The sequence below is a fragment of the Pseudarthrobacter sp. 1G09 genome (assembly GCF_050038305.1).
GTDB lineage: Bacteria > Actinomycetota > Actinomycetes > Actinomycetales > Micrococcaceae > Arthrobacter > Arthrobacter equi.
The window spans coordinates 1,225,900-1,247,917 of record NZ_CP188306.1 but is presented as its reverse complement, the minus strand read 5'-3'; the positions used below and the strand labels follow the sequence as shown (position 1 = coordinate 1,247,917).

The 22,018-nt window shown below is 67.5% G+C and carries 24 protein-coding genes; 10 read left to right on the top strand and 14 right to left on the bottom strand.

What is annotated here, in order from left to right; all coding sequences use genetic code 11:
• Both ACP3TD_RS05830 and ACP3TD_RS05825 read right to left on the bottom strand, forming a co-directional pair.
• On the bottom strand, nucleotides 1–579 hold the full coding sequence (locus ACP3TD_RS05830) for an SOUL family heme-binding protein (RefSeq protein ID WP_426766053.1): 579 nt from the start codon (nucleotides 577–579) through the stop codon (nucleotides 1–3).
• 68 nt (nucleotides 580–647) lie between these two features.
• Nucleotides 648–1,166 carry a DUF3592 domain-containing protein gene (locus ACP3TD_RS05825; protein ID WP_426766051.1) on the bottom strand — a complete coding sequence of 173 codons (519 nt, stop codon included), beginning with the start codon at nucleotides 1,164–1,166 and terminating at the stop codon, nucleotides 648–650.
• 153 nt (nucleotides 1,167–1,319) lie between these two features.
• On the opposite strand from ACP3TD_RS05825, the gene ACP3TD_RS05820 reads away from it, so the two are divergent.
• From ACP3TD_RS05820 to ACP3TD_RS05810, 3 genes are read left to right on the top strand one after another with little or no spacing between them, the layout of a single operon-like run.
• Nucleotides 1,320–1,778 carry a MarR family winged helix-turn-helix transcriptional regulator gene (locus ACP3TD_RS05820; protein ID WP_426766049.1) on the top strand — a complete coding sequence of 153 codons (459 nt, stop codon included), beginning with the start codon at nucleotides 1,320–1,322 and terminating at the stop codon, nucleotides 1,776–1,778.
• Complete coding sequence (locus ACP3TD_RS05815) at nucleotides 1,775–3,034, top strand: MFS transporter (RefSeq protein WP_426766048.1); 1,260 nt, start codon at nucleotides 1,775–1,777, stop codon at nucleotides 3,032–3,034. Before ACP3TD_RS05820 ends, ACP3TD_RS05815 begins: the two co-directional genes overlap by 4 nt.
• A 40-nt stretch (nucleotides 3,035–3,074) precedes the next feature.
• The gene (locus ACP3TD_RS05810; RefSeq protein ID WP_426766047.1) at nucleotides 3,075–3,572 is read left to right on the top strand and encodes a DinB family protein; all 498 of its coding nucleotides are present in this window, start codon (nucleotides 3,075–3,077) and stop codon (nucleotides 3,570–3,572) included.
• 131 nt (nucleotides 3,573–3,703) lie between these two features.
• Here ACP3TD_RS05810 and ACP3TD_RS05805 read toward each other — a convergent pair whose 3' ends face one another.
• The 5 genes from ACP3TD_RS05805 to ACP3TD_RS05785 form a co-directional block, all read right to left on the bottom strand.
• Nucleotides 3,704–4,090 (bottom strand): VOC family protein, encoded by a 387-nt coding sequence (locus ACP3TD_RS05805; RefSeq protein ID WP_045732023.1) that lies wholly within the window; start codon nucleotides 4,088–4,090, stop codon nucleotides 3,704–3,706.
• A gap of 315 nt (nucleotides 4,091–4,405) precedes the next feature.
• Nucleotides 4,406–4,729: a hypothetical protein gene (locus ACP3TD_RS05800; RefSeq protein WP_426766045.1), complete on the bottom strand. Its 324-nt coding sequence runs from the start codon at nucleotides 4,727–4,729 to the stop codon at nucleotides 4,406–4,408.
• A 96-nt stretch (nucleotides 4,730–4,825) separates the two neighbouring features.
• Nucleotides 4,826–5,170, bottom strand: coding sequence for an iron chaperone (locus ACP3TD_RS05795; RefSeq protein WP_426766043.1), 345 nt, complete (start codon nucleotides 5,168–5,170; stop codon nucleotides 4,826–4,828).
• A gap of 10 nt (nucleotides 5,171–5,180) precedes the next feature.
• Complete coding sequence (locus ACP3TD_RS05790) at nucleotides 5,181–5,651, bottom strand: SRPBCC family protein (protein ID WP_426766041.1); 471 nt, start codon at nucleotides 5,649–5,651, stop codon at nucleotides 5,181–5,183.
• 83 nt (nucleotides 5,652–5,734) lie between these two features.
• Nucleotides 5,735–6,667, bottom strand: a complete 933-nt coding sequence (locus ACP3TD_RS05785; protein ID WP_426766039.1) for a 2-hydroxyacid dehydrogenase — start codon at nucleotides 6,665–6,667, stop codon at nucleotides 5,735–5,737.
• A 285-nt stretch (nucleotides 6,668–6,952) separates the two neighbouring features.
• On the opposite strand from ACP3TD_RS05785, the gene ACP3TD_RS05780 reads away from it, so the two are divergent.
• A complete protein-coding gene (locus ACP3TD_RS05780; RefSeq protein ID WP_426766038.1) occupies nucleotides 6,953–8,215 on the top strand; it encodes an MFS transporter in 1,263 nt (420 codons plus the stop codon).
• A 24-nt stretch (nucleotides 8,216–8,239) separates the two neighbouring features.
• Here the strand turns inward: ACP3TD_RS05780 and ACP3TD_RS05775 are convergent, their stop codons facing one another.
• On the bottom strand, nucleotides 8,240–8,575 hold the full coding sequence (locus tag ACP3TD_RS05775; RefSeq protein WP_426766036.1) for a cupin domain-containing protein: 336 nt from the start codon (nucleotides 8,573–8,575) through the stop codon (nucleotides 8,240–8,242).
• A 9-nt stretch (nucleotides 8,576–8,584) separates the two neighbouring features.
• Nucleotides 8,585–9,628, bottom strand: a complete 1,044-nt coding sequence (locus ACP3TD_RS05770) for a helix-turn-helix transcriptional regulator (protein WP_426766034.1) — start codon at nucleotides 9,626–9,628, stop codon at nucleotides 8,585–8,587.
• A gap of 87 nt (nucleotides 9,629–9,715) precedes the next feature.
• Here ACP3TD_RS05770 and ACP3TD_RS05765 point away from each other — a divergent pair, with 87 nt between their 5' ends.
• The 4 genes from ACP3TD_RS05765 (at nucleotide 9,716) to ACP3TD_RS05750 (ending at nucleotide 13,867) form a co-directional block, all read left to right on the top strand.
• Complete coding sequence (locus ACP3TD_RS05765; RefSeq protein WP_426766033.1) at nucleotides 9,716–10,123, top strand: DUF1304 family protein; 408 nt, start codon at nucleotides 9,716–9,718, stop codon at nucleotides 10,121–10,123.
• A gap of 202 nt (nucleotides 10,124–10,325) precedes the next feature.
• Entirely contained in the window at nucleotides 10,326–11,078 is a 753-nt protein-coding gene (locus ACP3TD_RS05760) for an ArsR/SmtB family transcription factor (RefSeq protein WP_426766032.1), read from the top strand.
• Nucleotides 11,079–11,236: 158 nt separating this feature from the next.
• Complete coding sequence (locus tag ACP3TD_RS05755) at nucleotides 11,237–12,181, top strand: SAM-dependent methyltransferase (protein WP_426766030.1); 945 nt, start codon at nucleotides 11,237–11,239, stop codon at nucleotides 12,179–12,181.
• Between the two features lie 51 nt (nucleotides 12,182–12,232).
• Nucleotides 12,233–13,867 (top strand): alpha-amylase family glycosyl hydrolase, encoded by a 1,635-nt coding sequence (locus ACP3TD_RS05750; protein WP_426766028.1) that lies wholly within the window; start codon nucleotides 12,233–12,235, stop codon nucleotides 13,865–13,867.
• A gap of 57 nt (nucleotides 13,868–13,924) precedes the next feature.
• On the opposite strand, the gene ACP3TD_RS05745 is transcribed toward ACP3TD_RS05750, so the two are convergent.
• From ACP3TD_RS05745 to fdhA, 4 genes are all read right to left on the bottom strand, one after another.
• Nucleotides 13,925–14,674 carry a dienelactone hydrolase family protein gene (locus ACP3TD_RS05745; RefSeq protein ID WP_426766026.1) on the bottom strand — a complete coding sequence of 250 codons (750 nt, stop codon included), beginning with the start codon at nucleotides 14,672–14,674 and terminating at the stop codon, nucleotides 13,925–13,927.
• A gap of 9 nt (nucleotides 14,675–14,683) precedes the next feature.
• Nucleotides 14,684–16,045, bottom strand: a complete 1,362-nt coding sequence (locus tag ACP3TD_RS05740; RefSeq protein WP_426766024.1) for an MFS transporter — start codon at nucleotides 16,043–16,045, stop codon at nucleotides 14,684–14,686.
• A 166-nt stretch (nucleotides 16,046–16,211) separates the two neighbouring features.
• On the bottom strand, nucleotides 16,212–16,565 hold the full coding sequence (locus ACP3TD_RS05735; RefSeq protein ID WP_426766022.1) for a GNAT family N-acetyltransferase: 354 nt from the start codon (nucleotides 16,563–16,565) through the stop codon (nucleotides 16,212–16,214).
• 124 nt (nucleotides 16,566–16,689) lie between these two features.
• Nucleotides 16,690–17,901 (bottom strand): formaldehyde dehydrogenase, glutathione-independent, encoded by a 1,212-nt coding sequence (gene fdhA, locus ACP3TD_RS05730; RefSeq protein WP_426766020.1) that lies wholly within the window; start codon nucleotides 17,899–17,901, stop codon nucleotides 16,690–16,692.
• 356 nt (nucleotides 17,902–18,257) lie between these two features.
• On the opposite strand from fdhA, the gene ACP3TD_RS05725 reads away from it, so the two are divergent.
• Both ACP3TD_RS05725 and ACP3TD_RS05720 read left to right on the top strand, forming a co-directional pair.
• The gene (locus ACP3TD_RS05725; RefSeq protein WP_426766018.1) at nucleotides 18,258–19,232 is read left to right on the top strand and encodes an aldo/keto reductase; all 975 of its coding nucleotides are present in this window, start codon (nucleotides 18,258–18,260) and stop codon (nucleotides 19,230–19,232) included.
• 13 nt (nucleotides 19,233–19,245) lie between these two features.
• Nucleotides 19,246–19,575, top strand: coding sequence for a DUF6457 domain-containing protein (locus ACP3TD_RS05720; RefSeq protein WP_426766016.1), 330 nt, complete (start codon nucleotides 19,246–19,248; stop codon nucleotides 19,573–19,575).
• 103 nt (nucleotides 19,576–19,678) lie between these two features.
• On the opposite strand, the gene ACP3TD_RS05715 is transcribed toward ACP3TD_RS05720, so the two are convergent.
• Nucleotides 19,679–22,006: an FdhF/YdeP family oxidoreductase gene (locus ACP3TD_RS05715; RefSeq protein WP_426766015.1), complete on the bottom strand. Its 2,328-nt coding sequence runs from the start codon at nucleotides 22,004–22,006 to the stop codon at nucleotides 19,679–19,681.
• Nucleotides 22,007–22,018: the final 12 nt, after the last annotated feature.

The window sequence follows — 22,018 nt, the reverse complement described above, 5'->3', positions numbered from 1 at the left end:
CTACGCCTCGCGCACGTCCTGCACCACTTCGTTACGCCGCAGGAACCACGGCTCAAAAGGCGGATCAAAGCGGGCGAAGCGGGGCGCCCCCAGGGGCGTGAGCCCGGCAAGGCTGAGCGCGGCCTGAAGTCCGTTGTTGCGGCGCACGAAGTTTGCCTCGGAGCCGCTGCCGGAGAATCGCAGTACCGCGGCCAGGGAGCCGGGCACCGCACGTATCTTTACGGTGGGATCGGTGGGGACCGGAGCCGTTTCAGCCGTCAGCCCGGCCGGCAGGACGAAAGCCACCACGAACTCCGCGGATCCGCCGCCCCCGGAGAGCGGGCCGGCCTGGATGACCGGTGCGGTCATCGCGAGCTTTTGGGACTGCCCGGCTTCCTGGACAACGGGCGCCGTCATGGCCAGCTTGGCACCGCCTGTGTTGTTCCCGCTGATGTAGTTGAAGAGGCGGCGGAAGGCCACGTTCCCTGCACGGTGAAATTCCGCGGACACCGCCACCTCAGCGACGACGTAGTCCGGGTAGCGGCGCAGCTCGAAGTGCGGATAGCGGCGGACTGATTCATAAGGCTGCTGCTCGGTCATGGTGGAGCAGAGCCTATGCCGGTCCGGCAGCTCCTGCCAGAGCCGCCCTTGGACCGGGCCAATCACATCTACTCAGGCGACGGGGCATCCTTGCCCCTCTGCGAGCGCCCCTTGAGGTAGGCGCCCACCATCAGCAGGACAAAAATGACACCCAGGCCCGCGAAGATGCACGTCAGGACGGTGCCCACGCCACGCACCCAGACGCCGTCGCTCTCGTAGCCCGGAACGATGGCCCTGCCGGGATCGTGCTCCGCGTAGATGACGGTGGTGGCCTCACCCACTACGGGGTACTGGTCGTGGTCCACGGTGGCCCACGTCGCATGGCTGGCACCGTCGCCGGAGGTGAACTGCACTTTCATCCTGCGCTCCGAGGCCTCGGCGACGTCGTCGAAATGCACAATGGTGCCTGCTGCCTGGACGCCGCTTCGCGCCAGGTCCTCGTCGGCTCCGATCATGAAGCTGCCCAGGCCCATCATGACGGGTCCCAGCAGGAGAACCAGCACAGTCACCGCCAGGTTCAGCTTCCCCTTCCAGGTCAGCCCGGATTTGCGGTTCGTTTCAGTTCTGCGCCCAGTCACGCGCTCCATTGTGCCAAGGTTCACGCCGCGGGCCGGACGTTAGCGGAACCACACCAAAAAAGGTTGCCGCCAGCAACAAGAAGGAGGATGATAGTTAGCAGAACTAATTAGCAGTGCTAAGCAAATGATAAGCCGACCACTCCAGGAGGCGCACCCGCCCATATGGCCCCCACCGAAACCAAGACCAAAGAAACCCCGCAGATCACCCCGGACACCCTCGCCATCGACCTCCGCACCGCCGTGATGCGCACTTCGCGCCGGCTCCGCGTCGAGGCAACCGGTGAAGTCATCACCCCCGGCCAGTACACCGTCCTCGCCGTCCTGCACGGTGACGGCGCCCGGACCCTCCGCGAACTCGCCGACCGCGAGCATGTACAGGCACCGTCCATGACCCGCATAGTCAACGCCCTCACCGACCAGGGCTTCGTCACCAGGACCCAGCATCCCGACGACGGCCGGCAGGTCCGGGTCGACATCACCGACGCCGGCAGGGTCGTCCTCGCGGAGGCAAGGGAACAGCGCACCGCCTGGCTGGCACAGCGGGTGGCGGGCCTGAGCGCGGAAGACCGTGACATCCTCAGCCGCGCCGCACGCATCATGCAGGAAATGAGCGGCAAATGAGCCAGATGTTCCGCGCCCTCGAAAACCGCAACTACCGCATCTGGGCCGCAGGGGCCCTGGTCTCCAACGTGGGCACCTGGATGCAGCGCATCGCCCAGGACTGGCTGGTGCTCACCGTCCTGACCAACCACGACGGCGCTGCCGTCGGCATCACCACCGGCCTGCAGTTCCTTCCAATGCTGCTGCTCGGACCCTACGGCGGAGTCCTGGCGGACCGCTACCGCAAACGCGTCATCCTGCTGTGGACCCAACTGGCCATGGGAATCACCGGTCTGGCCATCGGCCTGCTGGTGGTCACGGGCACAGCCCAGCTCTGGCATGCCTACCTCGCCGCGTTGTGCCTGGGCATTGCCAGCGCCATCGACGCCCCCGCGCGGCAGTCCTTTGTCTCGGAACTGGTGGGCCAGGACAACATCTCCAATGCCGTGGCCCTGAACTCGGCGTCCTTCAACACCGCCCGGCTCACGGGCCCGGCGGTCGCCGGCGTCCTGATCGCCTGGGTAGGCACCGGGCCGGTGTTCCTGCTCAACGCCGCCAGCTACGCGGCAGTGATCTGGTCCCTGTTCTTCATCCGTACCTCCGAGCTTGTGCCTACCCTGCGGGCAGAGCGCAGCAAACACCAGGTGACCGAGGGCATGCGGTACGTGAAGCGCCGGCCGGACCTCGTCCTGATCATGGTCCTGGTGGGGATCCTTGGCGCCTTCGGCATGAATTTCCCCGTCACGAACGCCCTGATGGCCACCACCGAATTCCACGCCGGGCCGGGCGAGTTTGGCCTGCTGGGCTCCATCATGGCCGTCGGCACCCTGGCCGGCGCACTGCTGGCCGCCCGGCGCGCGCGGCCCCGGCTAAGGTTCCTGCTGGGCGGCGCCCTGGGCCTGGGGATCTTCACGCTGGTAGCCAGCGTGGCGCCGTCGTTCTGGCTCTACACCGCCGTGCTGATACCAGTGGGCCTGGCGTCCATCACGTTCCTGAACAGCTGCAACACCAGCATCCAGCTCTCCGTGGAACCGCAGTTCCGCGGCCGGGTGCTGGCCCTCTACCTGGCGATCCTGCAGGGCGGAACGGCCGTGGGCTCGCCGCTGATCGGGTGGGTGGGCAGCGAATTCGGTGCCCGCTGGTCCGTGGCGGTGGGTGGCCTGGTGGTCCTGCTGACCGGGCTGGCCGCCGTGATTGTGGTCAGCCGACGGAGCAAGCTCAGCCTTCGCCGGGCTGTCCGCATTGCGTTCAGCGGCAAGCGCGAAGCCGCAGTCTAACCACCGGGTCCACGGGGCCGGGGCGTGGCATACTGCAGCCATGCCTGCAGTCTCCTCCCTGACGCCCGACGACGTCATCAACCAGCCCGCCCGTGCCCAGTTCGAGGCGTTCCTGGACCAGCACCGCGCCATGTTGGAAGCGTGCCTGGATGGCCTCACGGAGGAGCAGGCCCGCCGGTCCCTGGTGCCGTCCAGGACCACGCTGCTGGGGCTGGTCAAGCACGCGGCATTCGTCGAGAAGGTCTGGTTCGACGAAGCCGTCACGGGGCGGTCCCGCGCCGAGATCGGCATTCCCGCCACCCCGGACGAATCCTTCATCCTCGGCGGGGAAGACAGCATTGCCAGTATCCGGAATGCCTACCGCCAGGCGTGCGAGGCATCCCGGCAGGCGGCATCCGGGATGGACCTTGACGACGTGGTCCGGGGCAACCGCCGCGGTCCGTTGCCGCTGCGCTGGGTGTACCTGCACATGATCCGGGAGATCGCGCAGCACTGCGGCCACGCGGACATCCTGCGGGAACAGATCCTCAACGGCTGACCCGCACGGAGAAGGCTGGCCGAAGAGCGCGCACGACGGCGGCGCCGGCCTTCCGCCTGCACGGCACCCGGGTGGGGGTGCCGTGGGAGGCGCCGGCCGGCGTCGTCCGTTGCTGTGTGGTGAACCGGTGGCTACATCGGCATCGACGAGATGTTGAGGATGTTGCCCTCGCTGTCGAGGAACCAGGCCCCCTGGCCCATGCCTTCCATGGTGGCGATGCCGTTCTCGGTCTTGAGCCCGGGCATGTCGTAGTCCTCGAAGACCACGCCGCGGCCGCGCAGTTCCTCCACTTCCTTCTCTACGTCCGCCACTCCCCAGCCCATCTGGGTGTTCTTCGCCGTGCCGGCGTTGTCCGTCTGGTAGAGCAGGAATCCGGTGCCGTTGCCGCACTGGTAAATGAGGTTATCCCCTTCGATGGTCTGGCTGGGCTCGAGTCCCAGCTTGTCGCGGTAGAACTCCCGTGCCCGGTCGATGTCCTTGGCGGGCAGTACTGCCATGACCTGCGAATCCTTGAGCATGACAAATCTCCTTGGTGCAATCTTGCGATGGCGGTGCTCTCCCCCTGTAACGGTCCGAGAGGTCCCTGCCGGAGATCTGGCGGGCCGCGTGACCGCCCGCTGCGCCGACACCGGGGCTGCCACCTGGGACTCTCCTGCGCCCGGCCATCACAGGTCGCATTGGCGGAGAGGGTCCCCGAAGCCTATGAGGCCATTATGGAACTGCTTTGGCCGGAGCGATATAGGGAAATATTCGGTGCGGCGGGTGCCACGGAACGCGCGACGGCGGGACGCGGCCAGGCGGGCCTTGGAAGGGAACGACGGCGGGCGTCCGCGTTACTTCCGGGCCGCGGCAATGGAGCGTCGCACCGCGGTCCCGGCCACGGCGACCAGCGGCACCAGGCAGGCGAGCAGGGCCAGGGTGTTGGGCCGGAAGACCATCCGGCCGTTGACGGTGGTGTAGACGCCCACGGGCATCACCATGCCCCCGCCGCCACCTCCGGATGCGCCGTCGCCGGGCTCGCTGCCGCCGCCGAAACCGAAGGAAACCAGCGCCACCGGCACGATCTCCTGGCCTCCCACGTTCAAGGGCGTGCCGTAAGCCTTGGTGACTCCCACATTCTTGAACGTGTCCACGAGGGACGCAAAAGTATCAGCCATGGGGCCAGCGTAAACGCCCGGGCAGCCCGGCGGTAAGACCTTCAGCAAGGCAGCGGTGGCAGGACCACTTAGGCGGGCCAGGGCCGCCTCGTCAGCCTAGTTGCGGATCTCAGCCATCCGGCGTCGGACGACCTCTTCCACCACAGCGTCCGGCAGGGGCCGCTCCGCGGTGAAGCGGATGGTGCCCTTGGACAACGAGTAACCGTCCAGGCTGCCGGCCACAGCCTCCACCACCGCCGGCGAGAACGGGAAGATGGACAGATGCCTGGCGGCGGCCACCACCCCCATCAGCGGCTTGCCGTCGAGCTTGAGCGCGGGCATGCCGTAGCTCACGCCTTCGGTGGCCTCCGGCGCCACGGAGCGGGCCACAGCCACGATGTGCCGAAGGCAGCTCCGGCTGGGCTCGGGCAGCTCCGCCAGCGCGTCGTCAATGGTGCCCACGAGGCTGGCCTCAGCTTTTCTTCTTTGCCGCCACGGCAGACGCCAGCGAGGTGAGGCCGCGTTCAAAGTCCGAGCCCACCATCTTGTCCATATTCATGAACAGCGCGAAGATTTTCGCGGCGCCCTTGTTTTCGCCGGTCATCTTCCACGTGACCTCGGTGCCGCCGGGGACGGGAGCGAACGTGAAGGTGGTGGGGTTCAGGGCCTTGAACGGCTTGGTGAACTGGAGGCGGATGCCAATGGTGCTGGACGGCGCCGACTCGACGATCTCCATGGTGCCGCTGCCGGCCTTCCGGTTGCCGCTCCATTCATACCCCGCTCCGGGACCCGACGCGGGGCCGTAGTAGCGGCGGCTCATGCCGGGGTCCACCTTTTCCCACGGGGACCACGCGCCCCACTCGCGGAAGCTGTTGACCAGGGGAAAGATATCTTCCGGGGCGGCAGGGATGACCGCGCTGCGGCGGACCTCATAGGTAGACATGGGCCCAGCATAGGAGTCCGGAAGCAGCCCTGAACAGGCCGCCACGACGCCACTGCGGATAGCCGCAGTGGCGTCACCGCCGCTTAACCCCCGGACGGACCGCCCAGCACCACGTTCACCGGGTCCTTGCACTCGAGGAGAAGGCCGATCTGCTTGCGCACCAGCTTGACCATTCGGGGGAACATCGCCGAGCTTGCACCGCCCACGTGCGGGGTGATGAGCACGCCGGGGGTGGTCCACAGCGGATGGTCTGCCGGCAGCGGTTCCGGGTCCGTGACATCCAGCGCGGCACGGAGCCTGCTTGACGCGGTCTCGGCCAGGAGTGCCTCGGTGTCCGCCACCTGTCCGCGGGCCACGTTCACCAGCAGGGCACCATCCTGCATCGCGGCCAGGAACTTCGCGTCCACCAGCTGGCGGGTGTCCTCACTCAGCGGGACGCTCACCACCACGATCTCGTGGAGCGGCAGCTGGTCATAGAGGGCATCGATGCCGTGGATGGTTCCTGCGGCATCCTGGCGGGCACGGCTGGCCAAGCGTGTCACCTCGGTTTCGAACGGCAGCAGCCGTGCTTCGATGGCTTTGCCCACACCGCCGTAGCCCACCAGCAGTACCCGCCGGTCGGCCAGGCTGGGACGTTGGCCCCGGTCCCAGTAGCCAGTGGCCTGGTGGCGGGCGAACTCCGGGATCCCTCGCTGAGCGGCGATCATCATGCCCAGGGCAAGCTCCGCCGTCGAGGTCTCGTGGACTCCTGCTGCGTTGGCGAAGGCGACGCCGGCGGGCAGCACGTCCGCGACGCCGTCGTACCCGATGGACTGGCTCTGCACCAGGCCCACGTCCGCGCCCTCCAGCGCGGCCAGCGCACCGGTGCTGCCCATGTAGGGCGGCACCAGCAGGTCCAGCCGGCCGTCCGGTGCGTCGCCTGTGAGGTCCCAGAGGACAAACTCGACGCCGTCGGCCGGTTCGAGCGCCTCCAACAGTTCCCGGCTGGGCAGGCTCACCCGCAACCGGGCGCTCATACGGCGCCCACCAGCTCTGCGCGCGCAGCCCGGCGTTCCGTTCCACAACTGCTCATTTTGCTCCTTTGATCACGGTCCGCGGCCCACGTGCGGCCTCTGTCTGCACTGCTATCAAACGTACTGTCTGGCCGCCCGCGATGGGCTGGGGTGACCACCCTTCGGACGCCCCGCCTCAGGCGTCGTCATGTCGATTTCGGGACCCCGGATCCTGTAAATTTAAGGGAGGAATTGTCCGGCCAGCGAGCCGCTTTCCAACCCCACCCCCTTGAATGGATCCGCTCCCCCATGTCCTCCGCGACTTCCGTGCCCAGCCCTGCCCGATTTCCCTACGCCGCCCTCCTGGTCCTGGCGACCATTGCCTTCACCGCCATCACCACAGAACTCCTCCCCTCGGGCCTGCTGCCGCAAATCAGCGCCGGCCTGAACATCACCGAACCCGTCGCCGGGTACCTCGCCGCAGCCTATGCCGCCGTCATCGTGGTCACAGTGGTGCCGGTCGCCCGGCTGCTGGCACGGATCCCCCGGCACACCCTGCTGGTGGGGCTGGTCCTGACGTTCGCGGCCAGCAACGCCTGGGTGGGGCTCTCCCCGGATTTCACCACCGCGATGATCGCCCGGATGGTGGGCGGACTGGCGCACGGCCTGCTGTGGACCACCATGGCGCCGTTCGTGACCCGGGTGGTTCCGGCGAACCAGGTGGGCAAGGCGTTGGCCATCGTCTTCAGCGGCAACAGCCTGGGCCTGGCCATCGGCGCGCCGGTGGGCACGGCCCTGGGCGGGCTGCTCGGCTGGCGGGCGGCATTCCTGGTCCTTGCAGGATTCGGCCTGCTGCTGACCGTCCTGGCGTTTTTCATGCTGCCTCGGGTGCAGCGGATTTCGGATACCGCCCGGCCATCCATCCGGCGCGCCATCGCCGAACCCGGCGTCAAGGCGGTGGCCACTGCCTGGCCGCTGCTGGTCCTGGCCCACTTCGCCCTGTTCACCTACATCGCCCCGTTTATCCGTGAAGCCGCGCTGCCGGAGTACGCCACCAGCCTGGCGCTCACCGTGCTCGGCGCCTCAGGCCTGCTGGGTATTTGGATCGCGGGACTCACCGTGGATTCGCGTCCGCGGCGTTCGCTGATGATCACGACGGCGGCGATCGCCGTCTCGATGGCACTGCTGCCCCTGGCGGTGGGCAACCTTCCGCTGGCCCTGGTCCTGATGACCATCTGGGGAGCCGGCCTGGGAGCCATCGGCATCTACAACCAGTCCGCCATCCTCCGGGCCGGCGGCGAGTACAGTGAGGCGGCCAACGGCCTCACGGTGCTGACCATCCAGCTGGGCATCACCGTTGGCGCCCTGTACGGTTCCGGCGCGCTGGTGGCGGGAGGTCCCATGCTGGTCCCCGTGGCAGCCGCGCTGCCGGTGCTGGCCGCCCTGGTGATCACGATTGCGGGCAAGAAGCATGCCTATCCGCCGGGACCCCGGGAACGGACCTGGTTGGAGCCGCGCCCGATTCGCCCGGTCCACCCGTCAGCGGCCGGCAAAGTCGAGGATCCCGCCTGACCCCCATCGCAGTGGATGGGCGGGTCAATCGCGGTACTTAGCCACCGTGAACAGGAACGCCGAGTCCTCCTCCGCCTCCAGGCTGTGCAGGCCCGGCGGGACGATCAGCAGGTCGCCCGCCTTGCCCTGCCAGGAATCCGCACCGGCCACCAGCCGGACGCAGCCGCGGATCACAAACACCGTGGCGTCGCCGGGGTTCTGGTGTTCGCTGAGCCGTGTCCCGGCTTTCAACGCCATTACCGACTGGCGAAGGATCTTTTCGTGGCCGCCGTAGACGGTGTCCGCGGCGCGGCCGTTGGGAGATGCGAGTGCCGCTTCGAGCTGCTGGCGGGCCAGGGCTTCCACCGAAATCTTCTGCATGCGCCAAGGCTACCCAGTGGCCGTCAACCTGGCGACCAGTTCCCCGCGGCTGTTCACACCCACTTTGTCGAAGATGGACTTCAGGTGATCGTGGACCGTGTGGGGTGAGATAAACAGGTGCCGTGCAATGTCCGCGCCTGCACTGCCGCCCAGCAACTCCAGGCACACTTCCTGCTCCCGCGGCGTGAGCCCGTAAGCGGACAGGAACAGCGCCAGCAGCTCGCGGGTGGTGGCAGGTTCCACGGTCACCACCATTTGTTCGGGGTCATCGCCCGTGATGAGGCGGCTCGCCTGCAGGATCACCCAGCCAGAGTCGAGGTCGCGCATCCTGGTCCTCGCCGTCCCCGTAGGCGAAGCCTTCGCCTGGGCCACCACCGCGTAGAGCACCATGCTGAACTGGCCCGGCGCCGCCTCCTCCAGCGCGTGCAGCCAGGTGGTCGCTGCGGGAGTGGCGGCGCGCAGCTCGCCGCGCTCGCCGGCAAGGACGATCACCGGCCCGTCAGGCTGGTGCCAAAGCCTGTGCTGCGAGCGGGCAGCAATGCGGGTGGCGGCTGCGAGCGCCGCCGTGACTGCCGCAAGGAATTCGACCTCCCGGTCGCTGAAATCCGCAGTCCCCTCCCGAAACAGGCTGCCGACGCCCCAGCATGACTGGTCCACGCGGAACGCCCCCCGCAGTTCTTGGACCAGGCCCAGCGGACGGAGCAGCTCATTGATCCGGATACTGCCTGCCACCTCGCTGCTGGGTGCGTCCGAGATCCGCGCCACCGGGTGCGGCCGGAGCATGAGCTGCGCAAACGTGTTCGGTTCGGTCCCCTGGTATTCGGACTGGGCGAACCTGGCCGCAAACTCGTCGGTGACGGGCCACGGCCGCCAGTTGGTGACGGCGTTCATCACCATCGTTTCGGGGTCGACGCCGGCCCAGCAGGCCTGATCGAACGGCACCGCCTTGCGCACCAGCACCAGGGCAGCTGCGTAGAGGGCGGCCAGGTCCAGCCCGTCAGTGGCCAACGCGGCAATGTCACGCCGGGTACGCTCAGCGCGCTCCTCCCACATACGTCCAGTATCAGGCCCGCCGGTGCAGCACGGAATCCCCCAATCCGGGGATGGCCTGCCTGGTTCCGGCGGCTTTACCCTTCCGGCATGAACATCATGTCCCAGGTTTTCGCGGTGCTGGCGGTGGTCATCTACGTGGGCGTCTTTCCGGTGGAGAGCTTCCTGCTCCGGCGAAGCAGTTGGGCGCAGAAGTTCCTCAGCACCCCGCCGGAGAACGTACCGGCCGTGATGATGTGGGCCATCCCCACCGGCTACAAGAACCTGGTGATTGCCCTGGGTGTGGTGGCCGGGCTGGTGGCTGTGAACATCGGCGAACCCGTGGTGGGCTACACGTTGGTGGTCTATTGCTGCCTGAATATGGTGCTGACGGCGCCCACGATGCTATTGGCCGACCTGCAGGGCCACTACCCCAAGCGCTGGGAAAGCGTCCCGGGCACCCTCGCCGCCACGGTCCCGGCCCTCCTGGCCCTGGTGTTCCTGGCGCTGGGGCTGTGATTTCCAGCCGCGGCCGTGCGTTCCTGCCCAGTTACTACCTCCTGACCCGGCCCCGGCACGCAGCAGCCGCAGCTATTGCGCGGATCGGCCCGCCCGGGCCGGCGTGGGCGGGCAGGTAACTGGGCGGGAATGCACCGGGGTCCGGAATCGAAAATGGCCAAACCCTTGATAGGTGACTATATGGTCACCTATCATCGGTTGTATGGACGACGTGTTCAAAGCACTCTCCGACCCCACCCGCAGGGACCTGCTCGATGAGCTGTTCCGCGAGGACGGCCAGAGCCTCAGTGCGCTTGAGGCGAGGTTCAGCATGACCCGGTTCGGGATTGCCAAGCACCTCCGCATCCTTGAGGACGCAGGCCTGGTGGCCACCCGTCGTCGTGGGCGGGAAAAGCTGCACTTCCTGAACCCCGTTCCCATCCGCCTGGTCCACGACCGCTGGGTCAGCAAATACGCAGAACCATGGGCCGCTGCCCTCAGCGACCTCAAATCCAGATTGGAAAGTCCCATGGAAAAAATCTTCGAGATCTACATCAAAACCACCCCGGAGAAGCTCTGGGAAGCCATTACCGACAGCGACATCCGCAGCAAATACCAGTTCGGCAACACCCTGAAGTCCGACTGGACGCCGGGCAGCCGCTTCGAAATGGGCAACCCCAAGGCCGGCCAGATCCTGGGCGAAGGCGAAAACCTGGAAGTGGATCCGCCGCGCCGGCTGGTGCAGACCATGCGCGCACTGTGGGGCGACGACGTCAAGGCCGAGGGAACCTCCAAGGTCACCTGGGAGATCGAGGCCGTTGGCGATTCATGCCACCTCACCGTCACGCACAGCGGCCTCCGCGAAGGCGCAAACGAGCAACTCTACGGCGGCTGGCCGATGATCCTCTCCGGCCTGAAGACCTGGCTGGAAACCGGCGAGAAGCTCACCACGCCCGGCTCACTGATGTACACCTGAGCAACCGCCTGACGCACGACGGCGGCGCGCGGCGTGGGTGCCCGTTCGGCGGCCCGTCCGGGGCGGCTTTTCCGCTGTGAGATGACAGGCGCGCCCCTGCGCATCCGCTGCGGTGCCTGCGTGCAACGATGGTGCCACCACCGATGAAAGGGCGCACCGTGGCGGACACTGAGGGCACGGACTTCCAGGACCGCGGGCTCCCGCTGACGGCCCTCGCCGTAGCTGCAGGCAGGGCAGTTGAGTCGTCCCGGCCTGACCCGCTGGCGCGGGATCCCTTTGCGGCGGACCTGGTGCTGGCGGCCAGGTCCCACGTGGACGTGCCAACACAGTGGCCCGACAGCCCCGCCGATGCCCCTCCCCTCCAGCAGCCGCTGCTGCTGGCATCCATCTACATCGGCGTGCGCACCCGGTTCATCGACGACTTCCTCCGGGACGGCGCCACGGCGCAGACAGTGATTCTGGGAGCCGGACTCGACACCAGGGCATTCCGCCTGGAGTGGCCGGCCGGATCAAGGATCTTCGAGATCGACAGCGCCAACGTCCTGGACTTCAAGGACAGCGTCCTGGCCGGGCTCGCCGCCACACCGGGCGCGGACCGCACCATCCTCGACGCCGATCTCTCGCAGCCATGGCGCCAGCGGCTCGTGTCCGCCGGATTCGACCCCGGACGGTCCACCACCTGGATCATGGAAGGCCTCCTGCCGTACCTCGACGCCGCGGGGCAACAAGCCGTGCTGGACGAGGTTGGAGCACTTTCGGCCCAGGGTTCGCGCGCCGTCATCGAGCGCGCCGTGCCGCTGCCGAAGACCGACGACCTCGATGCCCAGCTGCAGGAGTTCAGCCTCAAGACAGGGCTGCCCATGAGCGAGCTGCTGGCCCGCGCGGATCCCCCGGACCCGGTGTCCGTCCTGGAAGCCGCCGGCTGGCGCTGCGCACAGCACTCGGTGCAGGACCTGTGCACGGCGTACGGCCGGGTCATCTCGCTGGCCGACGCCCCGGCCCCGCCCAGGTCAGGCAACGCGCCCGACGCCGGTGCTGAGCCGCCGTCGTCCGTCCAGCCCGGCGACCAGTCACGCGGCGGGTTCGTCACCGCCTGGCTGTAGCGGCACCTCCCCTTGTCCCCCAACATTCCGACCACGGAAGGCGGCCCGGCTTTGAGCCTTGCCCACCCCGAAAGCCCGTCAGTGCAGTGGTGGCAGTCCGCCGTCATCTACCAGGTGTACCCGCGGTCCTTCGCTGACGGGAACGGCGACGGCGTGGGTGACCTCCCCGGCCTGCTCCACCGGCTGCCCTACATCGCCGCGCTGGGCGTGGACGGGATCTGGCTGACCCCGTTCCAGCCGTCTCCGCAGGTAGACCAAGGGTACGACGTCAGTGACTACTGCGGCGTGGACCAGCTGTTCGGCACCATGGCGGACTTCGATGCACTGCTGGAACAGGCCCACGCCCTCGGCCTGCGGGTGCTGCTCGACGTGGTCCCCAACCACTGCTCCTCCGAGCACCCCCTCTTCCAGCAGGCCCTCGCCGCCGGGCCGGGAAGCCCGGAGCGGGAAATGTTCCACTTCGTCGAGGGCCGCAGCTCGTCCCCGGATTCGCCCAGCGACCTGCCGCCCAACAACTGGCAGAGCGTCTTTGGCGGCCGGGCCTGGTCCCGGGCCAACCCGGGCTCCGAAACAGACACCGAGTGGTACCTGCACCTGTTCTCGGCCGGCCAGCCGGACTGGAACTGGCGGAACCCAGCGGTGGGCGACTACTTCGAAAGTGTCCTGCGCTTCTGGTTCGACAAGGGCGTGGACGGCCTCCGGATCGACGTAGCGCACGGACTCTTCAAAGCCGATGGCTTGCCGGACTCCCCGTCCGCGCATGCTGTGGTGGACGGGCTGCGCGCCAACCCGCTGGTCTCGGACCAGGAGGATGTGCACGAGGTGTACCGGCGCTGGCGGCGGCTGGCTGAGAAATACCAGCCGCACCGCCTGCTGGTGGGCGAGGTGAACCTCGAGCCTGCCCGCGCAGCCCGGTACACACGCAGCGACGAGATGCACCAGGCGTTCGCCTTCGCGTTCGTGAAGCTGGGCTGGGACCCGGCGGCGTGGGCGGCCGCGGGCAACGAACTGGAGGAAGCCCGTAAGCTGCACGGTGCGGCCCCCACCTGGGCCATTGAAAACCACGACATCGTCCGTTCCGCCACCCGCTTCGGCGGCGGTGAGGTAGGCGGACGCCGGTCCCGCGCCGCGCTGGTGGCGCTGCTCGGCCTGCCTGGTTCGGCCTACCTGTACCAGGGCCAGGAACTGGGGCTCCCCGAGGTGGACGTCCCCGTTGAAGCCCGGGTGGACCCGATGTGGGCGCGCGGCGGGATCACCCGCGACGGCACCCGGGTACCGCTCCCGTGGACCGCGGAGCCGGCACGTGCCCACGGCTTCTCGCTGCCCTCCCGGCTTTCCGGACCTCCCGCCGACCCCTGGCTTCCCGTTCCCGAGGACTGGGGACGCCACGCCATCGAGCTGCAGCAGCAGGACCCGGACTCCATGCTCGCGCTGGCCACCCGGGCGATCGCCGTGCGCCGCCAGTTATGGGAGGACGGCACCTTCACAGCGGACGACGGCGGCACCTGGCACGTGCAGGACGGGAACCTCCTGCTCTGCGAACGCAGCTCCGGCTTCCTTGTGGCCGTCACCATGGGGAGCGGCCCGGTGAAGCTGCCCGCCGGCGTCGTAGTCTTCAGCGCCTTCCCGCAGGCGGAGGCCGGCTGGCTGCAGCCGGACAACGCGGTGTGGCTCCGCCGCAGCTGAGGGCAGCGCAACTGAAGGGGGCAGCTCAAACGGCACAGCTCAAACCGCGGCGAACCCCTACTGATTAAGGCTCTGCTCCAGGAAGGCCAGGGTGCGTTTCCAGGAGTCGGTGGCGGCATCGGCGTCGTACCGGATGGGGGTGCTGTCGTTGAAGAAAGCATGGCCCGTCCCCGGGTACACCACCGCATCGAAGTCCACCCCGGCCCCGAACATCCTGGCCTTCACCAGCGGCAGCTTGTCCACCAAGGCTTTGTCTTCTTCGCCGTAGAAGGCCAGGACGGGGCAATTGATCCGGCTGAGTTCCTCCTCGCTGAAGTCGCACGTGCCGTAGAACGGCACGGCGGCACGCAGGCGCGGCTCCTTGGTGGCGAGGGTGAAGCTGTAGGTTCCGCCGAAGCAGAAGCCTGCCACCGCCACCCGTCCGGCCAGTGCGGGCACGCCCTCGAGGTGGTCGAAGCAGGCCCGGAGGGCGGCCACGGCCTTGTCCGCGAACTCGGGCGAGTTCAGCGGGGAGGTGATCTCGCGGAGCCTCGGCTGGACCTTGCTGCGCTGCTCCGGATCCGGATCGGCGAGGCCGCGGAGGACTTCCGCTGCCACGTCCGGCGTCATCCCGATGTCCGTCAGCAGGTCAGGAGCCAGCACCAGGTAGCCTTCCGCGGCGAACCTGTCCGCCACGTCCTTGATGTGGTCCACCATGCCCCAGATTTCGGAGATCAGCAGCAGCCCGCCTTTCGGGGTGGCGGCCGGTTCGCTGACGTAGGCCTGGACGGAGGTTTCGGCGTTCCCGATGGTCATCATGTGTCCCATCAGGACAGGCTATGCGCTCCGCTGCCGCCAGAACAGGCTCACGCCGAAGGTGGCGGCGCACAGCACCAGCATGGCCACCACCATCCGGGCCCAGCTCTCCTGGTGCACCCCTCCTGAGGCGAAGACGCCGATCATCACCGTGGCGGTAATCGCGCCCACGTACCTGCAGGTCTGGTAGATACCGGCGGCCACACCACGGTCCTGCGGCCGGGTGGAAACGAACATGCCCTGGTTGGTGGCGATGCTCACGGTGCCGTAGGGGACGCCCATCAGCGCTGTCATCACCACCACCAGCGGTATGGCCAGGGTTCCGGTGAGCAGCCACATCAGGGCAGCCGCCACGGTCAGGAGCAGGACGCCTGCCAGCAGCACCCGCCGGACACCGAACCGTCCCATGGCTTTCACGGCCCACGGAGTGGCCACCACTGACATAGCCGCGAGCGGCAGCATCAGCAGGCCCACCACGCCGGGATCGTACCCGCCGGATTCCTGGAGCAGCTGGGGCAGGCCAAAGAAGACGAAGTAGTAGACGCTGCTGAACACGGCGAAGGCCAGGTAGACCAGCAGCAGCGGCCTGTTGCGGCCCAGGAGCCGCAGGTCAAGGAAGGGACGGGCAAACCGCAGTTCCCGCCACGCGAACAGAGCAGCAATGCCGGTTCCGGCCGCCAGCATCCACCAGCGGTAGCCGGGCGCCACATTCAGCGCAGCCATCATCACCAGCAGCAGCGCACCGACGAACGCCAGGATACCGGGGATGTCCGAGTCGCGGAGCAGTTCGGCGAGGCTGCCGCGTTCCCGGGCCTCGTCCCGCGGGGCCGCCTGTTTCACGATCAGCAATGCCGCCAGGGCAAGGGGCACGTTGATCAGGAACAGCGCCTCCCAGCCCACCAGGCTCACCAGCAGTCCGCCGATGACGGGACCCACGGCCGCCGCGGACGTGTTCGCCATCTGCAACCGGCCCAGCGGCCGGGCAGACTCGACTTTTGCCCGGTGTGCGATGGCCCCCACCATCACCACGGCGCTGGGATAGGCGGTGGCCGTACCCAGCGCCATCACGGCCCGGGCCACGCACAGCAGCGCGAAGTTGGGTGCCAGCGGCGCCACCGCGCAGGTGACGGCTACCAGTGCCATGCCCAGCATGAACATCCGGCGCGGGCCGAACCGGTCGGCCAGCCTGCCCATGACCGGCTGCCCCGCGGCGGAGGCGAGGTAGAAGGATGTGACCACCCAGGTGACGGCGGCGACGTCCAGTCCGAAGTCGGCCCGCAGCACCACCAGTGCTACAGCGATCATCGAGGAGTTCAGCGGGTTCAATGCCGTGCCCAGGCTGAGGCCTGCCACGGCCAGGGCAGTCCGGGGGTTGTTGCTCACGGTAACAGTCTGCTGCACCGGGAGGCGCCCGCGCGATTCGCAGCACTCCGGACACGCAAAACCGTCCCCGAGGCGCACGTTCGCCGGCGCACCGGAGATACAGGGTGCGTCAACGAATCGGCGCGTCGAGGACGGCGGCCTGCGTCGAAAACCGGTGCGAGGACCGTCAGCCCCGGGTCCGGGCGGACAGGGCGTTATCCAGGAATTCCAGGTGGGCCGGAGCTACGGCAACGGCACTGGCGGCATACTCCGGGTGCTTGCCGAGGAACTTCTTGACGAACGGGCACACCGGAACGATCCCGATCCCGGATTCGGCTGTCTCATCCAGCGCCACCGTGGCGAGCCTGCCGGCAAGGCCCTGGCCACCGTATTCCTCGTTGATCACCGTGTGGTAGAAAATCCGCTGCGGCGAGGCCCCGCCGTCGTACTCCTTGTACACGGCCTTGCCGATGACGTGGCCGGCCACGAGGATTTCGAAGCGTTCGCGCTCGGGGTTGTGGCGGACGGTGATGTCGCTCAAGGGAAATCTCCTTCATTGCAGTTCAAGACCTGTGAAGCGTAACCCGCAAAAGCCAGGCCTTATTTCCGCACGCGGCGGGAGGCCGGCCCGTAAGCCGGCCTCCCGCCGTTCGGGAAACTCCTTCCTAGCTGAGGTAGCCGTTCGGGTTGAGGACGTACTTGGTGGCGGCGCCGGCGTCGAACTCGGCATAGCCCTTGGGTGCCTCTTCCAGCGGGATGGCCTTGGCGTTGACGTTCTTGGCGATGCTCACCCTGTCGTGCAGGATGGCCATCATCAGCTGCCGGTTGTACTTCATGACCGGACACTGCCCGGTGGTGAAGCTCAGCGATTTGGCCCAGCCGGTACCAAGGCTCAGGCTCAGTGCGCCCTTCTTGGCGGCCTCGTCGATGCCGCCCGGGTCACCGGTGACGTAGAGCCCCGGGATGCCCAGGGCACCGCCGGCAGCGGTGATCTCCATCAGCGAGTTCAGCACAGTGGCCGGCGCTTCCGAGGCGTTATTGCCGTGCCCGCGCGCCTCGAAGCCCACGGCATCCACGCCGCAGTCCACCTCCGGGACACCCAGGATCTGTTCGATCTGCTCAGCCGGGCCGCCCTTGCTCAGGTCCACCGTCTCGCAGCCGAAGCTCTTGGCCTGGGCCAGGCGGTCAGCGTTCATGTCGCCCACAATCACGACGGCGGCGCCCAGCAGGTGCGCGCTGGTTGCCGCTGCGAGGCCAACAGGCCCGGCGCCCGCCACGTACACCGTTGAGCCGACACCCACCCCGGCGGTCACGGCACCGTGGAATCCCGTGGGGAAGATGTCCGAAAGCATGGTCAGGTCCAGCATCTTCTCCAAGGCCTGGTCCCGGTCCGGGAACTTGAGCAGGTTCCAGTCCGCGTAGGGCACCAGGACGTAGTTGGCCTGGCCGCCCACCCAGCCGCCCATGTCCACGTAGCCGTAGGCACTGCCGGGACGGTCCGGGTTCACATTCAGGCAAATGCCGGTTTTCCGCTCCTTGCAGTTCCGGCACCGTCCGCAGGCGATGTTGAACGGCACCGAGCAGATATCACCCACCTTGATGAACTCGACGTCGCGGCCCACCTCCACCACTTCACCGGTGATTTCGTGGCCCAGCACCAGGTCCGGCGGTGCTGTGGTGCGTCCTCGCACCATGTGCTGGTCCGAGCCGCAAATATTGGTGGCCACGGTCTTCAGGATTACTCCGTGGTTGACCGGGCGGCCCACGTTCGCCGGGTTGACGCCCGGTCCGTCCTTGAGTTCGAAGGTGGGATAGTCGATATCGATTACCTCAACCTTGCCCGGTTCCTTGTAGGCAACGGCTTTGTTCCCTGTCATCTGTTCTCCTGTTGTCAGGCCTGCCGGGTACGGCGGCCGTGATGGTTGGATAGGTGATGCACCCCGCAGACGGGGACCCGGCCCGACCGAAATCGTGCGCTCCCCGGCGTGTGGTCCGTCTCCGGAACGTTCGTGCCGGGACATTCCTTTCTTGCTGGAAGCGCCAGTCGCTGCGGGTTCCTGGGTGGGGTCCGCCCAGTCTAGGCAGGCCCGCTCGACTGGTCTAGGGGTAGGGCCACTATGTTTGGGACGGCACACTTCTGGGGACTTGCCAGTGGGGCGTACGCTGCACCCAAGGGCTTTTGCACCGCCGCCATGGTGGGTGCGGAGCACGTTCTACCGCTGAGGAGAACCGAATGAAGACCCGTACCATCGGATCATTAAGCGTCTCTGCCCTGGGCCTTGGCTGCATGGGCATGAGCGAGTTTTACGGCGAGGGCGACGAGCAGGAGTCCGTCGCCACCATCCACGAATTCCTGGACGCCGGCGGCACCCTGTTGGACACCGCGGACATGTATGGTCCCTTCACCAACGAACGCCTGGTGGGCCGGGCCATCGCCGGACGGCGCGATGCCGTGGTGATCGCCACCAAGTTCGGCAACGAACGCCGCGAGGACGGTTCCTGGGTTGGCATCAACGGCCACCCGGACTACGTGCGGCGTGCCTGCGATGCCAGCCTGGAGCGGCTGGGCGTGGACCACATCGACCTCTACTACCAGCACCGGGTGGACAAGACAGTCCCCATCGAAGAGACCGTGGGTGCCATGGCGGAGCTGGTGCAGGCCGGCAAGGTACGCCACCTGGGCCTGTCCGAAGCCTCCGCGGACACCATCCGCAAGGCCCACGCCGTGCACCCGATCACGGCCCTGCAGACCGAGTACTCCCTGTGGGAACGCGAGCCGGAAACCAAGGTGTTCCCCGTCCTTGAGGAGCTGGGAATTGGCTTCGTTCCCTACAGCCCGCTGGGCCGCGGCTTCCTGACGGGACAGATCCGCAGCGAAGAGGATTTCTCAGCGGACGATTTCCGCAGGCACTCCCCGCGGTTCCAGGGCGAAAACTTCACCAAGAACCTTGAACTGGTGGACCGCGTCCGGGAACTCGCCGAAGGCAAGCAGTGCACGCCCGGGCAGCTGGCTCTCGCCTGGCTGCTGGCGCAGGGTGAGCACATCGTACCGATTCCCGGAACGAAGAAACGCGAGCGGCTTCGCGAGAACCTGGGCGCTGTGGACGTCGAGCTCAGCCGGGAGGACCTCGACCTGCTGGACCGGCTGGCACCGGCAGGATCCACGGCGGGCGCCCGTTACCCCAACATGTCCACCATCGATAACTGACGCAAGGAGAACCATGGCAGTCAACGACGACGAGGCTCAGGTCCTGGACCAGTGGAGCCACCGGCTGGCACAGGCACTGCAGATCCTGGACCTCAAGGTAGACCAGGAGCTCCTCCTGGACCTGGCCCGGAAATCCGCGGATTCGGTGATCCACGCCGCCGCGCCGGTCACCACATTCATGGTGGGCTACGCCGCCGGGCTGCGCGCCGGAACCGGCAGCGCGGGCAACAAGGACGCCGCGGCAGCCGCCGTTGAGAAGGCTGCAAGGGTGGCATTCCAGCTGTGCGAGGACGGGCACGACGGCGGCCCGGCCAGCAAAGGCTGGGCCGACACAGCCCAGTAGCCGCAGAACCGGCCCTGGCCCGCATAGTTCGTGCGGCCAGGGCCGTCCGTGCAGCCCGGGGCCGTCCGTGCAGCCCGGGGCCGGTCACGCACCGGACGGCACGCTAGCCCCCGGCTGTGGGTTCCTCTTCCAGCACGGCCGCCGGCTCAAGGCGCACGATGACGGCCTTTGATGCCGGCGTCTGGCTGCCCTCTGCCACGCTGTCCAGCGGCACCAGGACGTTCGCCTCGGGGTAGTAGGCGGCTGCGCAGCCCCTGGCGGACGGGTAGGAGACAATCCGGTAGTTCCGGAGCACCCGCTCCACGTTGTCCGTGTACACGCCGTGGATGTCCACGCGCTGGCCGTCCTCGAAACCCAGCTCGGCAAGGTCCACCGGGTTCACGAACACCACCTCGCGGCCCTTCCTGATCCCCCGGTAGCGGTCGTTGTTGCCGTAGATGGTGGTGTTGAACTGGTCGTGCGAGCGCATGCTCTGCAGGATCAGCGTGCCCTCGGGCCGGTCCACATGTTCGAGTTCGTTGACCGTGAGCATGGCCTTGCCGGTGGGAGTGTGGAAGGTCCTGGAATCGCGCGGGCCGTTGGGCAGGATGAAGCCGCCGTCCTGCCGGATCTTGCGGTTGTAATCCTCGCAGCCGTTGACCACACGGGAGATGTGGTCGCGGATGAGGTCGTAGTTTTTCTCGAACCCTGCCCAGTCGGCGGAGCTCCGGTCCTGCACCACGGCGGCGGCCAGGCGGCAGATGATCGCCACTTCGGACAGCAGCCCCGGGGCCACCGGTTCCACCGTGCCGTGGGAGGCGTGCACCGCGCAGACTGTATCCTCCACCGAGACGAACTGCGGGCCGGTTTCCTGCCGGTCGATCTCCGTCCGGCCCATCGTGGGCAGGATCAGCGCCTCGGTACCGGTGACCGCGTGCGAGTGGTTGAGCTTGGTGGAGATCTGGACCGAAAGCTCGGTGTTTTCCATGGCTTCCTCGGCCACCGCGGTGTCCGAAATGGCTCCCACGAAGTTGCCGCCGAGGCCCACGAAAACTTTAATTCCGCCGTCGCGCATTCCGCGGACGGTCTGGACGGCGTCCAGGCCGTGCTCCCGCGGCGGCTCGAACGCGAACTCCTGGCCCAGCGCGTCAAGGAACGCGGGCGGCATCTGCTCCCAGATGCCCATGGTGCGGTCGCCCTGGACGTTGCTGTGGCCGCGGATGGGGGACGCTCCGGCGCCCGGCTTGCCGATGTTGCCGCGCAGCAGGAGCAGGTTGATGATCTCCTTGATGGTGGCCACGCCCTTTTTCTGCTGCGTGATGCCCATGGCCCAGGTGATGATCACGCGGTCCGCCGCGAGGTAGCGGGCCGCAAGTTCGTCGATCTCCTCGGTGCGCAGGCCGGTGGCCGCAAGGACGGCACCGTCGTCGAGCTGCGCCAGGTGCGCCCGAAGCTCCTCGAGCCCTTCGCAGTGCTCCTCGAGGAAGGCATGGTCCAGGACCTTGCCCGGGGTGGCGGCCTCGGCGTCGAGCACGCGTTTGGAGACTGCCTGCAGCAGCGCCATGTCCCCGCCGATCCGCACCTGCAGGAACTGGTCCGCCAAGTCCGTGCCGCGGCCGATGATGCCCTTCACCTTTTGCGGGTTCTTGTAGCGCATCAGCCCCGCTTCGGGCAGCGGATTGACGGCCACAATCTTGCAGCCGGCCTCCTTGGCCTCCTCCAGCGCGGTGAGCATGCGCGGATGGTTGGTGCCGGGGTTCTGGCCCATGATGATGATCAGGTCGGCTTTTTCGAAGTCGTTGTAGGAGACCGTTGCCTTGCCCACGCCGATGGTTTGGCCCATGCCCCAGCCCGAGGACTCATGGCACATGTTGGAACAGTCGGGAAGGTTGTTGGTGCCGTAAGCCCTGATGAAGAGCTGGTACAGGAACGCGGCTTCGTTGGAGGTGCGGCCGCTGGTGTAGAAGGTCGCCTGGTTGGGATCGGGCAGCGACTTCAGCTTGTCCGCCAGGATGCCGAACGCCTGCTCCCAGCTGACCGGGCGGTAGTGGTCCTCCCCCGCGGGCTTGTACACCGGCTCGGTCAGGCGGCCCTGCATTCCCAGCCAGTACTCGGACCGCTTCCGCAGCTCGCTCACGGGGTGTTTGGCCCAGAAATCGCTGGCGACCACCACCGGGGTTGCTTCCCAGGTGACGGCCTTGGCCCCGTTCTCGCAGAACTCGAACATCTTGCGGTGGCCAGGGTCCGGCCAGGCGCAGCTCATGCAGTCGAACCCGTCCTTCTGGTTCAGCGCCAGCAGCGTCTTCCGGGACCGGTCCACGCCCATGTGCTCCAGCGCCGGCTTCATCGAGTGGTAAACACCCGGAACACCGGCAGCCCAGGCCTTGGGATGCCCGGTGACCTCGAGCTGGGATTCGTCGGGCTCTTCAACCTTGGGGTTCTCGCGCACCACGATGCGTTCTCC